Origin of the sequence: Streptomyces sp. NPDC002054 (assembly GCF_040296685.1) — a bacterium.
Classification (GTDB): Bacteria; Actinomycetota; Actinomycetes; order Streptomycetales; family Streptomycetaceae; genus Streptomyces.
In genome coordinates this window covers 93844-106527 of sequence record NZ_JBEOXT010000021.1, presented here as the reverse complement: position 1 = coordinate 106527, position 12684 = coordinate 93844, and the positions used below count along the sequence as shown (strand labels likewise).

Here is a 12684-nt window from a genome sequence, read left to right as displayed (position 1 = left end):
GTGCCGTGCGCGTCTTCGTCCCCCGGGGCGGTCGGGGTCCCTCTTGGACCCCGGCCGCCCTGCGGCATGCCGGGGACCGGCCGGGGGCGTGCAGCCGACACAATGGGCGGGTGAGTACCAGCAGCCTGCCCTCGCCCGCCCGCGCCGCCGCTCTGCGCGCCGCCCTGCTCTCCGCCGGCTTCACCGCCGATGGCCTGCTCGACCTGCTCGGCGCCCCCGCGTACGCGGCGCTCGCCCGCAGCGAGACCGTGCCCGCGCTGCGCGCCACCCGGGGCGACGGCCCGCAGCAGAGCCTGGTCCGGCTGTTCCTGCTCCAGCAGCCCGTCCCGTACGCCCACGCGGAGGCCGCCCTGCCGGTCGAGGAGGCGCTGGCCGACGGCTGGCTCCGCCGTGAGGGAGCCGAGGTGTACGCCACGGTCGATGTGCGCCCGTACGGCGGCCCGGACGGGGAGGACTGGTTCATCGTCTCGGACCTGGGCTGCGCGGTCGGCGGTGCCGGCGGCATCGGCAGCCACGAGGAGGGCGTGGTCCTCGGGGTCGGCGGCGCCTCCACCACCCTCGCCGGGATCACCGTCCGCACCCCGGTCGGTTCCGCGCTGGACCTCGGCACCGGTTCCGGCATCCAGGCGCTGCACGCCGCCCAGCACGCCACCCGGGTCACCGCCACCGACGTCAACCCGCGCGCACTGGAGTTCACCCGGCTCACCCTGGCCCTCTCCGGCGCGCCCGAGGCCGAGCTGCTCACCGGTTCGCTGTTCGAGCCGGTCGGCGAGGCGACGTACGACCTGATTGTTTCCAACCCGCCCTTTGTGATCTCTCCCGCCGCCCGGCTCACCTACCGGGACGGCGGCATGGGCGGCGACGACCTGTGCCGCACCCTGGTGCAGCAGGCGGGCGCGCACCTCAACCCGGGCGGGTACGCGCAGTTCCTGGCCAACTGGCAGCACGTGGAGGGCGAGGACTGGCGGGACCGGCTGCGTTCCTGGGTGCCGCGCGGCTGCGACGCCTGGATCGTGCAGCGCGAGGTGCAGGACATCACGCAGTACGCGGAGCTGTGGCTGCGCGACGCGGGCGACCACCGCACCGATCCGCAGGCGTACGCGGAGCGGTACGAGGCGTGGCTGGACGAGTTCGAGGCCCGCAAGACCAAGGCCGTCGGATTCGGCTGGATCACCCTGCGCCGCAGCGACACGGACACCCCGTCCGTCGTGGTCGAGGAGTGGCCGCACCCGGTGGAGCAGCCGCTCGGCGAGACCGTCCTGGCCCACTTCGCCCGTCAGGACTACCTGCGCAAACACGATGACGCCTCCCTGCTGGAGGGCCATTTCCGGCTGGTCGCCGAGGTGATGCAGGAGCAGGTCGGCGCGCCCGGCGCCGAGGACCCCGAGCATGTGGTGCTCCGGCAGAACCGCGGGATGCGGCGGGCCACCAAGGTGGACACGGTCGGGGCGGGTTTCGCCGGAGTGTGCGACGGCTCACTCAGCGCGGGGCGGATTCTGGACGCGATCGCCCAGCTGGTGCAGGAGGACCCGATCGTGCTGCGCGACCGTACGCCCGAGTCGATCCGACTGCTGGTGGAGCAGGGCTTCCTGGAGCCGGCGGAGCTGCCGGAACGCTGAGTTCACCCGGGGTTCGCGTGCCGTACGCCGCCGGGTGCCAGGCTCGTTCGCACAGGAATCCGGGGGGATTCCGGGGAGCGGCTCGGGGGGAAGGGGTGCGGCATGGACAGAGTTCCGGCGATCTTTGCGGCCACGGTGTTCCTGCTGTTCGGAGCCGCTCTGCTGACGTGGACCGGGGCGCGCGCACTGCATCGCGCGCCGGTCGCAGAGGGCGCGCGCCCCGCGCTGGCGCTGCCGCTGGCCCTGCTGGCCGGCGGCACCTCGCTGGCCCTCGGTGTGTGGTGCCTGGGCCGGCTCTGAGACGGGTATTCCGACGGGTTTCCGACGGGTTTTCCGGCCCGCTCCGGGGGGCCGCGCCGGGCGGGGCCAGACGGCCCTCCGGCCACCCGGCCCGGTGATCGACAAGCGCCGGGCGCGGTATCCGGGCGGCACGAATGGCACTAGTCGGGTTACCGTTCGAGTGGCCGTTGCGGGCTTGTGCCGTTTGACACGGGGGCGGGTTGTACCGTCACACTCCGCAGCGTCGCCGTACTGCGACCGAGTGCCGACCGGAGAGAAGAGCCAAGTTGTCCCCGACTAGCGAGACCGCAAAGGGCGGCCGCCGACTCGTCATTGTCGAGTCCCCTGCCAAGGCGAAGACGATCAAGGGCTACCTCGGCCCGGGATACGTCGTCGAGGCGAGCGTCGGGCACATCCGCGACCTCCCGAACGGCGCGGCGGAGGTGCCCGAGAAGTACACGGGTGAGGTGCGTCGCCTCGGCGTGGACGTCGAGCACGACTTCCAGCCGATCTACGTCGTCAACGCCGACAAGAAGGCCCAGGTCAGGAAGCTCAAGGAGCTGCTGGCCGAGTCCGACGAGCTCTTCCTCGCCACCGATGAGGACCGCGAGGGCGAGGCCATCGCGTGGCACCTGCAGGAAGTCCTCAAGCCCAAGGTCCCGGTCCACCGGATGGTCTTCCACGAGATCACCAAGGACGCGATCCGCGACGCCGTGGCCAACCCGCGCGAGCTGAACCAGCGCATGGTCGACGCCCAGGAGACCCGCCGCATCCTCGACCGCCTCTACGGCTACGAGGTCTCGCCGGTCCTGTGGAAGAAGGTCATGCCGAAACTGTCGGCCGGCCGCGTCCAGTCCGTCGCCACCCGCCTCGTCGTCGAGCGCGAGCGCGAGCGCATCGCCTTCCGCTCCGCCGAGTACTGGGACCTGACCGGCACCTTCGCCACCGGCCGCGCCGGTGACGCCTCCGACCCGTCCTCGCTGGTCGCCCGGCTGAACTCGGTCGACGGCCGGCGTGTCGCCCAGGGCCGCGACTTCGGGTCGAACGGGCAGCTCAAGAGCGATGTCCTGCACCTGGACGAGGCGAATGCGCGGGCTCTGGCCGCCGCCCTCGCCGAGACCTCCTTCGCGGTCCGCTCGGTCGAGTCCAAGCCGTACCGCCGGTCCCCGTACGCCCCGTTCCGTACGACCACGCTGCAGCAGGAGGCCTCGCGCAAGCTCGGCTTCGGCGCGAAGGCGACCATGCAGGTGGCGCAGAAGCTGTACGAGAACGGCTTCATCACGTACATGCGTACGGACTCGACCATCCTGTCCGACACCGCCGTCGCGGCGGCCCGGGCCCAGGTCACCCAGCTGTACGGCGCCGACTACCTGCCGCCGCAGCCGCGGGTCTACGCGGGCAAGGTCAAGAACGCGCAGGAGGCGCACGAGGCGATCCGGCCTTCGGGCGATCGTTTCCGCACGCCTGCCGAGACCGGCCTGACCGGCGACCAGTTCCGCCTGTACGAGCTGATCTGGAAGCGGACCGTCGCCTCCCAGATGAAGGACGCGACCGGAAACTCGGTCACCGTGAAGATCGGCGGCAGGGCGAGCGACGGCCGGGACGCCGAGTTCTCCGCCTCCGGCAAGACGATCACCTTCCACGGGTTCATGAAGGCGTACGTCGAGGGCGCGGACGACCCGAACGCCGAGCTCGACGACCGCGAGCGGCGGCTGCCGCAGGTCGCCGAGGGCGACGCGCTGACCGCCGAAGAGATCACGGCGGACGGCCACGCCACCAAGCCGCCGGCCCGCTACACCGAGGCCTCGCTGGTCAAGGAGCTGGAAGAGCGCGAGATCGGCCGCCCGTCGACCTACGCGTCGATCATCGGCACGATCCTGGACCGCGGCTACGTCTTCAAGAAGGGCACCGCGCTGGTCCCGTCCTTCCTGTCCTTCGCCGTGGTCAACCTGCTGGAGAAGCACTTCGGCCGGCTCGTCGACTACGACTTCACCGCGAAGATGGAGGACGACCTCGACCGCATCGCACGCGGCGAGGCGCAGTCCGTGCCGTGGCTGAAGCGGTTCTACTTCGGCGGCGAGGCGGCGGCCGGTACCGCCGACGCGTCCGCCGCCGGAAACGGCGACGGCGACCACCTCGGCGGTCTGAAGGAACTGGTCACCGACCTCGGCGCGATCGATGCGCGGGAGATCTCCTCCTTCGCGGTCGGCGAGGGCATCGTGCTCCGGGTCGGCCGGTACGGCCCGTACGTCGAGCGCGGCGAGAAGGACGCGGAAGGCCACCAGCGGGCCGACGTGCCGGACGACCTCGCTCCGGACGAGCTGACGGTTGCGTACGCCGAGGAGCTGTTCGCGAAGCCGAGCGGCGAGTTCGAGCTGGGCAAGGACCCGGTCAGCGGCAACGAGATCGTAGCCAAGGACGGCCGGTACGGCCCGTACGTGACGGAGATCCTCCCCGAGGGCACCCCGAAGACCGGCAAGAACGCGGTCAAGCCGCGGACCGCCTCGCTCTTCAAGTCGATGTCCCTGGACACCGTCACCCTGGACGAGGCGCTGAAGCTGATGTCGCTGCCGCGGGTGGTGGGCGCGGATGCCGAGGGCGTGGAGATCACCGCGCAGAACGGCCGCTACGGCCCGTACCTGAAGAAGGGCACGGACTCGCGGTCCCTGGAGACCGAGGACCAGCTCTTCACCATCACGCTGGACGAGGCGCTGGCGATCTACGCCCAGCCGAAGCAGCGCGGCCGGGCGGCGGCCAAGCCGCCGCTGAAGGAGCTGGGCACCGACCCGGTCAGCGAGCGGCCGGTGGTCGTGAAGGACGGCCGCTTCGGTCCGTACGTGACGGACGGCGAGACGAACGCGACGCTGCGGCGGGACGACGACGTCGAGACGATCACGCCGGAGCGGGGCTACGAGCTGCTGGCGGAGAAGCGGGCGAAGGGGCCGGCGAAGAAGACGGCGAAGAAGGCTCCGGCCAAGAAGGCGCCCGCGAAGAAGGCCACGGCCGCCAAGAAGGCGACGGCCACGAAGACGGCGGCTGCGAAGAAGACGACGGCGGCGGCCAAGAAGGCGGCGCCCGCGAAGAAGACGGCGGCGTCGGCTCCGCCCGCCGAGTAGCAGCACCGGCAAACGGCGCGGGGCTGGGGTTGCGCAGCAATCCCAGCCCCGCGGCGTTTGAGGCGCGGGGTCCGGGGCGGAGCCCCCCGCGCGGCGGAGCCGCATATCCGGGACGGCGGGAAGGGGCGGGGTGGGGGAAGGCTCCGCGCAGCGACCCCCGCCCGCGCCCCCGGCTTCGGCGCAGGTCGGCGCTGTGCGGGCCCGGGCCCGGCCGGCGCGGGACGCCCCCCGGCGGCGTCCCGGCAGGGTGGTGCGGTGCTCGGACTCCGCCGAGCCGGGTGCAGCGGATAGGCTGGGCGGATGACGCGAGCCGAGCAGCCGACGGTCGTGCCCTCCGGGAAGGACCCCGTGAACCCCACCTACGACGAAGCCCTGGCCGCGGACTCCCGCGAACGGGCGGTGCGCGCCCTGCTGCGCACGCCCCGGCTCCGCCGGCTGTGGAGCGCCCAGCTGGTCAGCGGTATCGGCGATGCCCTCGCCCTGCTGGTCCTGGTCCTGCTGGCCTTCCAGGCGGCCGTCAGCGAAGCCGCCTTCGGCGGCGGCTACCGGGGCGCCGCCCTCGCGGTCACCGCCGTCTTCGGAGTGCGGATCCTCGCCACGCTGCTCACCGGCGCGGTGCTGCTGGGCCCGCTGTCCGGGCTGCTCGCCCCGCGCGAGCACGGCGGCAGGCTGGACCGCCGCTGGACCATGATCGGTGCCGATGGCGTCCGGCTGGCCCTCTTCGTCGTCGCCCCGCTGTGGCTCGACTGGATCCCCGCGCACGCCCTGACCGCCCTGCTCGCCACCGTCTTCGCAGCCGGTGTCGCCGAGCGCCTGTGGACCCTGGCCAAGGAGAGCGCGGCCCCCGCCCTGCTGCCCGAGCCGCCGCCCGAGGGAGCGACCGTACGGCCGCTGCCGGACCATCTCGACGCACTGCGCCGGCTGACCCTCCGTACAAGTGCCGCTGCTCTGCCCGTCGCCGCCGCGGTGCTGCTCGCCGCCACGCTGGTCGGTGCGGCCCTCGGCCTCGGCGTGGACTGGTTCGCCCAGAACCGGGCCGCCCTCGGCTCCTACGTGGCCGCCGGCCTGTTCGCCGCCTCCGTGTCGCTGCTGCTGCCGCTGGAACTGCCCGGTGCGAAGACCCCCCGGCCGCGTTCGCCGCTGGAGGGCCTGCGCGCCCCGAAGGCCGGAGACGGCCCGGAGAAGGGCCGTACCGGTGTCATCCCGCTGCTCGTCCTCGCCTGCGCGGCCGTCGCCGGAGCGGTGTCCTGCGCAGTCGCCGTCTCGGTGCTGCACGCCTTCGACCTGGGCGGCGGCCCGGCCGGCTTCGCGCTGCTGGTCCTCGCGCTGAGCGGGGGCACCGTGGCCGGCATCCGGGCCACCCAGGCCGGCAAGGTGCTGCCCGGGCTGTCCCGGCGCCGCCTGCTGGCCCTGGCCATAGCGGTCACCGGGCTGGCGCTGCTGCTGATGGGCCTGGTCCCGGACCTGGCCACAAACGTTTTCCTGGCGGTGCTGGCCGGCACCGCCGCGGGTGTCGCCGCCAACACCGGGCACACCCTGATCGACCAGGAGACCGAGGAGTTCCGCCGGGCCCGGGTCACCCAGCACCTCCAGGCCGTCGTACGGGTCGCCGTGGCGGTCGGCGCGATCGCCGCGCCCGTCCTGGCCGCGGCCATCGGCCCGCACCGGCTGGGCGGCGACGAGGTGGTGTTCGCCCACGGCGGCGCGGCCTTCACCCTGATGCTGGTCGGCGCGCTGCTGCTGCCGGTGGCCGTGACCGTGCTGGCCCGCGCCGACGACCGCAGCGGCGTACCGCTCCGGCGCGACCTGCGGGAGGCGCTGCGCGGCGGCGAGCCGGACCAGGCACCGTCCGCCAGCGGATTCTTCATCGCCCTGGAGGGCGGCGACGGGGCCGGAAAGTCCACGCAGGTGCAGGCGCTGGCCGAGTGGATACGCGGCAAGGGCCACGAGGTCGTGGTGACCCGCGAGCCCGGCGCCACGCCGGTCGGCAAGCGGCTCCGCTCGATCCTGCTCGACGTGTCCTCGGCCGGACTGTCGAACCGCGCCGAGGCGCTGCTGTACGCCGCCGACCGGGCGGAGCACGTGGACACGGTGGTGCGGCCGGCCCTGGAGCGGGGCGCGGTGGTCATCTCCGACCGCTACATCGACTCCTCGGTGGCCTACCAGGGCGCCGGGCGCGACCTGTCGCCCACCGAGATCGCCCGGATCTCGCGCTGGGCGACGGACGGGCTCGTGCCCCATCTGACCGTGCTGCTGGACGTGTCGCCGGAGGCGGCCCGGGAGCGGTTCACCGAGGCGCCGGACCGGCTGGAGTCGGAGCCGGCGGAGTTCCACCAGCGGGTGCGCGCCGGATTCCTGACCCTGGCGGCGGCCGACCCGGGCCGCTACCTGGTGGTGGACGCCGGACAGGACCCGGAATCGGTGACCACGGTCGTACGTCACCGCCTGGACCGGATGCTTCCGCTCTCCGAGGCCGAGGTGCAGGCCCAGGCGGAGGCCCGCCGGCTGGCCGAGGAGGAAGCGAAGCGCAAGGCCGCGGAAGAGGCGGCGCGCAAGGCCGAGGAGGAGCGGCTGCGCGCCGAGGAGGAGGCACGGCGCAAGGCGGAGGAGGAAGCCGCCCGGATCAAGGCCGCGGAAGAGGCCGCCCGCAAGGCGGAGGAGGAGCGGCTCCGCGCCGAGGCGGAGGAGCGCGCCCGGGCGGAGGCCGAGGCCGCCCGCCGGGCCGCGGAGGAACGGCAGCGCGCCGAGGCCGAGCAGGCCCGCGCGGAAGCCGAGCGACGGCGCGCGGAGGCCGAGGAGAAGGCCCGCAAGGCGGAGCAAGAGCGGCTGCGGCGGCAGGCGGAGGAGGAGGCCCGGCTGCGGGCCGAGGCCGAGGAGAAGCGGCGCGAGAAGCAGCGGCGGGCCGAGGAGGCCCTGCTGAAGGCGGAGGAGGCGCGGCGGCTCGCGGCTGCCACTGCCGCCTCGGCGGCGGCTGCTTCTGCGGCGGCGGCTGCGGCTGCCGCGGCTACGGCCTCGGGTCCGGCGGCTGCGCCGGCGGCGTCGGCCGGCCCGGCCGCCTCCGCTGCGTCGAAGGCCGCGGGGCAGGCCAAGCCGCGGGTTGGCCTGACCAAGGAGCCCGCGCCGGACGCCGCACGCGACCCGCGCCGGTCGCAGCAGCACCACCCCGACGACGCGGTGACCGTCGAGACGCCGGTGGTGCCGGCCGCCACCGACCGTCGGGTGATGAAGCCGGACGACATCACCGAGACCGTTCCGGTCCCGAAGATCGACCCGGCGGCCGAGACCTCCGTATTGCCCCCCGTACGGGTGACCGGTCCGGCCGAGGAAACGGCGGTACTGCCGCCGGTCCGGCCGGAGGAGAACCCCGCGGACCGGGTGCCGCCCGGCATCTTCCGGGACTCGGCCCGCGGCGCGGACGTCACCCGGGAGCTGCCCGTGATCGACGACTCGGGCCGTCCGCGGCGCCGGTCCGACTGGGCCGAGGAGACCCCGCTGGACGATCTCCCCAGCCTGGCGGACGAGCTGCTCGGCCCCCGCCGGGACGAGGACGACGGGGACGACACGGCGCCCCCGCGCCGGCCACGCCGCTGACCCACCGCCCGGCCGCCGGACCGGATTGTCAGTGGCCCGCGCCACAATGATCGGTGGCACTGGACAGAACACGACGGAACGCGACGAGCACGACGGAAGGAGGCGGCGGCATGGCCGTCTGGGACGACCTGGTGGGTCAGGAGCGCGTGCAGACGCAGCTCGCCGCCGCCGCGCAGGATGCCGACGCGCTGGTCACCGCGATCGAGGCCGGGCAGCCGGCGCCCGCCGCCTCCAAGATGACCCACGCCTGGCTGTTCACCGGACCGCCCGGTTCCGGCCGGTCCACCGCCGCCCGGGCCTTCGCCGCTGCCCTGCAGTGCACCAGCCCGGACCGCGCCCTCGGCGCGGCCCCGGGCTGCGGTTTCTGCGACGGCTGCCACACCACCCTGGTCGGCACCCACTCGGACGTCCAGATCGTCCGTACGGACCTGCTCTCCATCGGTGTGAAGGAGACCCGCGACCTGGTCCGCCGGGCCCAGCTCTCCCCGGCCGTGGGCCGCTGGCAGGTCATCGTCCTGGAGGACGCGGACCGGCTCACCGAGGGCGCGGGCAACGTCCTCCTCAAGGCCGTCGAGGAGCCCGCTCCGCGCACGGTGTGGCTGCTCTGCGCGCCCTCGCTGGAGGACGTGCTGCCCACCATCCGGTCCCGCTGCCGGCACCTCACCCTGCGCACCCCGTCGGTGTCCGCGGTCGCCGATGTCCTGGTCCGGCGGGACGGCATCGAGCCGGCCGTCGCCGCTGCCGCCGCCCGGGCCACCCAGGGGCACATCGGCCGCGCCCGCCGGCTGGCCACCGACGAGCGGGCCAGGTCGCGCCGTGCCGCCGTGCTGAAGCTCCCGCTCCGGGTGGACGACGTGGGCGGCTGCCTCAAGGCCGCCCAGGAGCTCGTCGACGCCGCCGCGGAGGATGCCAAGCAGGTCGCGGAGGAGGTCGACGTCAAGGAGACCGAGGACCTGCGGGCCGCGCTCGGCGCCGGTGCCGGGACGGGCGGCCGGATGCCGCGCGGTACGGCCGGCGTGATGAAGGAGCTCGAGGACCGGCAGAAGCGCCGCCGCACCCGCACCCAGCGCGACAGCCTCGACCTGGCCCTCACCGACCTGACCGGGTTCTACCGGGACGTCCTCGCCCTGCAGCTCGGCTCGGCGGTGGCCATTGCGAACGAGGAGATACGGGCCGACCTGGACCGGCTGGCCCGCGCGTCCGGACCGGAGCGGACCCTGCGGCGGATCGAGGCGATCATCGCCTGCCGGGACGCCCTGGACCGGAATGTGGCCCCGCTGCTCGCGGTCGAGGCAATGACGATGGCCCTCCGGGCCGGCTGACCCGGGCGGAACCCGGCTGACCCGGCTGGCCCGGATGAACCCGGCGGGCCGGATCCGGCGGGTCCGAATCCGGCCGGGCGGTCCGGGCCGGGCCCGCCGCCGGGCCGGACCCGGCCCGCCCGCCGGTTGACGGCTCACCCGTACGGGCGGGCGCCCGCCCCGTCGGGTGGCGGGGGTCGATCGGGTGGGGGTCCCGCCGGGGCAAGATCACCCCGGACCGGCCGGGAAGACGTAGGCTCCGGGGATGGACAAAGGTCGTCTGCTGCGCACCACCGGAACCGTGATCGCAGCCGCCGGGCTGCTGCTCTCCGGCTGTACCTCCGGCGGGCCCGCTCCGCATGCCTCGGCCTCCTCCGGCGGAGCCGCGACCGGCAGCGGGACCGGCGCAGGGACCGCCGCCGCCCAGCCCGCCCCCGCCCCGGCCGCGCTCCGCCGGTACTACGAGCAGAAGCTGAAGTGGCGGGACTGCGGCGTGCCCGGATTCCAGTGCGCCACCATGAAGGCGCCGCTGGACTACGCGAACCCCGGCTCCGGCCAGGAGGTCGAGCTCGCCGTGGCCCGCAAGAAGGCCACCGGCCCCGGCAAGCGGCTCGGCTCCCTGGTGGTCAACCCCGGCGGGCCCGGCGGATCGGGCATCGGGTACCTGCAGGCGTACGCGGGCATCGGCTATCCCGCCCCGGTCCGGGCCCGGTACGACATGGTCTCCGTCGACCCGCGCGGGGTCGCCCGCAGTTCCCCCATCGAGTGCCTGACCGGGCCGCGGATGGACGCGTACACCCAGGTCGACCAGACCCCGGACGACGCCGCCGAACAGGCCCGGCTGGTGGAGGCGTTCAAGGAGTTCGCCAAGGGCTGCGAGGAACGCTCCCGCAGGGTGCTGCCGCACGTCTCCACCGTGGAGGCCGCCCGCGACCTGGACGTGCTGCGCGCGGTCCTCGGCGACGAGAAGCTGACCTACGTCGGCGCCTCGTACGGCACCCTCCTCGGCGCGACGTACGCGGACCTCTTCCCCGGCCGGGCCGGCCGGCTGGTCCTGGACGGTGCGATGGACCCGTCCCGTACGGCGATCGAACTCAACCGGGACCAGACCGCGGGCTTCGAGACGGCGTTCCGGTCCTTCGCCCGGGACTGTGCGAAGCAGCCGGACTGCCCGCTCGGCCGGGGCACCCCGGAGCAGGTGGCCCAGCGCCTGAAGGACTTCTTCCGCAAGCTCGACGCCCAGCCCGTCCCCACCGGGGAGGCCGCCCGCCCGCTCGGCGAGGCACTGGCGACCACCGGCGTGATCGCGGCGCTCTACGACGAGACCGCCTGGCCGCAGCTGCGCGAGGCGATCACGCAGGCGATGGACGGCGACGGGGCTGGCCTGCTGGCGCTCGCGGACAGTTACTACGAGCGCGAGCCGGACGGCAAGTACGCCAACCTGATGTACGCGAACGCGGCGGTGAACTGCCTGGACCAGCCGCCCGCCTTCGCCGGCCCGGAGGCCGTGGCAGCCGCGGTCCCCTCCTTCGAGAAGGCCTCGCCGGTATTCGGCGCCGGCTTCGCCTGGGCCTCGCTGAACTGCACGTACTGGCCGGCCAAGGCGACCGGCACGGCCCGTCGCCTGGAGGCGAAGGGCGCCGCGCCGATCGTGGTGGTGGGAACCGTCCGGGACCCGGCGACCCCGTACCGGTGGGCCGAGTCACTGGCCGGCCAGCTCGACTCGGGCGTGCTGCTGACCTACGACGGCGACGGCCACACGGCGTACGGGCGGGGCAGCGACTGCATCGACTCCGCGATCAACCGCTACCTCCTGGAGGGCACGCCCCCGGCGGACGGCAAGAAGTGCTGACCGGCCCGCCCTCCGGCTGCCGCCGCCCCGCCCGACCGCAAACCTGGTTCGGGGCACCCGGATGGACCCTGTAGACTTAGCGCCGCTGCTGAGGACGCTCCTGTCATGCGGGAACCTGTTCCGTGCAGCATGCCGCCTTAGCTCAGTTGGCCAGAGCAACGCACTCGTAATGCGTAGGTCTCGGGTTCGAATCCCGAAGGCGGCTCTGTGAAAGCCCCAGGACTCACTCGCCGTGACCTGGGGCTTTTGCTTTTTTGCGACACTGCTCCCCGCGTGCGCGGGGCCCTTATGATCCGCCGACGCTGCCGGTGCCGGAGCGGTTTTTTGCGGTTCGCGCCAGCCATGCCCAGCGGGCCAGGCCGCCGACGATGAGGGACGTGATGATGGCGCCCCAGTCGATCACGTGGGGGAGGCCCGGGAAGAAGGCGAAGAAGGCGAAGGCTGACGCCGTGCCGACGGCGAAGGCGGCGAGGCCGGCGCGACGGCGGTTGCCTTCCCGGGCGAGGTCTTCGGGAGTGGGCTGGGTGGTCATGCGCGGCTCACTTCGTGATGTGGTGGCACTGGCCGGCCCGCCGGACACCGTTGACGTTGATGTACGCGCACGCTTTTCCGTAACGGGGCAATTTCTGGGGTGCGTTGTCGCGCATGGGGTTGATCTTGCACTCGGTGTGGGTCTTGCCGCGGGAGGTGCGGTAGATCTTGTTGGCGGTGTGACCTTCATGGTGACGCCGCCGACCTGATAGTCGAAGGTGGCCACGGGTGTGGAGCCGATTGCGCCGGCGTGTGCCTGCGCGGGAGGTAAGGCGGCCAGTGTGGCCATGGTGGCGAGAGCGGTGAAGATCCGGGCTGCGACGATTTCGCCCATTGGTGTCCCCTTCTGGCGGAGTGTGTCTGTAGATCGGAACTCCTGCTCGTCGGCCCGGGGT

General features: G+C 73.6%; 7 protein-coding genes and 1 tRNA gene. 7 read left to right on the top strand and 1 reads right to left on the bottom strand.

Annotated features, from left to right (window positions below):
* The first annotated feature begins 110 nt into the window (after positions 1-110).
* The 7 genes from ABT123_RS21240 (at position 111) to ABT123_RS21210 (ending at position 11963) form a co-directional block, all read left to right on the top strand.
* Positions 111-1619, top strand: coding sequence for a DUF7059 domain-containing protein (locus tag ABT123_RS21240; RefSeq protein WP_351316804.1), 1509 nt, complete (start codon positions 111-113; stop codon positions 1617-1619).
* 102 nt (positions 1620-1721) lie between these two features.
* Positions 1722-1919 (top strand): hypothetical protein, encoded by a 198-nt coding sequence (locus tag ABT123_RS21235; RefSeq protein WP_351316802.1) that lies wholly within the window; start codon positions 1722-1724, stop codon positions 1917-1919.
* Between the two features lie 266 nt (positions 1920-2185).
* Positions 2186-5014, top strand: a complete 2829-nt coding sequence (topA, locus tag ABT123_RS21230) for a type I DNA topoisomerase (protein WP_351316799.1) — start codon at positions 2186-2188, stop codon at positions 5012-5014.
* A gap of 300 nt (positions 5015-5314) precedes the next feature.
* On the top strand, positions 5315-8605 hold the full coding sequence (gene tmk / locus ABT123_RS21225; protein WP_351316797.1) for a dTMP kinase: 3291 nt from the start codon (positions 5315-5317) through the stop codon (positions 8603-8605).
* A gap of 110 nt (positions 8606-8715) precedes the next feature.
* The gene (locus tag ABT123_RS21220; protein ID WP_351316794.1) at positions 8716-9927 is read left to right on the top strand and encodes a DNA polymerase III subunit delta'; all 1212 of its coding nucleotides are present in this window, start codon (positions 8716-8718) and stop codon (positions 9925-9927) included.
* Between the two features lie 244 nt (positions 9928-10171).
* Complete coding sequence (locus ABT123_RS21215) at positions 10172-11758, top strand: alpha/beta hydrolase (protein WP_351316791.1); 1587 nt, start codon at positions 10172-10174, stop codon at positions 11756-11758.
* A gap of 131 nt (positions 11759-11889) precedes the next feature.
* Positions 11890-11963 (top strand) — tRNA-Thr (locus ABT123_RS21210).
* Positions 11964-12044: 81 nt separating this feature from the next.
* Here ABT123_RS21210 and ABT123_RS21205 read toward each other — a convergent pair.
* On the bottom strand, positions 12045-12290 hold the full coding sequence (locus ABT123_RS21205; RefSeq protein WP_351316788.1) for a hypothetical protein: 246 nt from the start codon (positions 12288-12290) through the stop codon (positions 12045-12047).
* Positions 12291-12684: the final 394 nt, after the last annotated feature.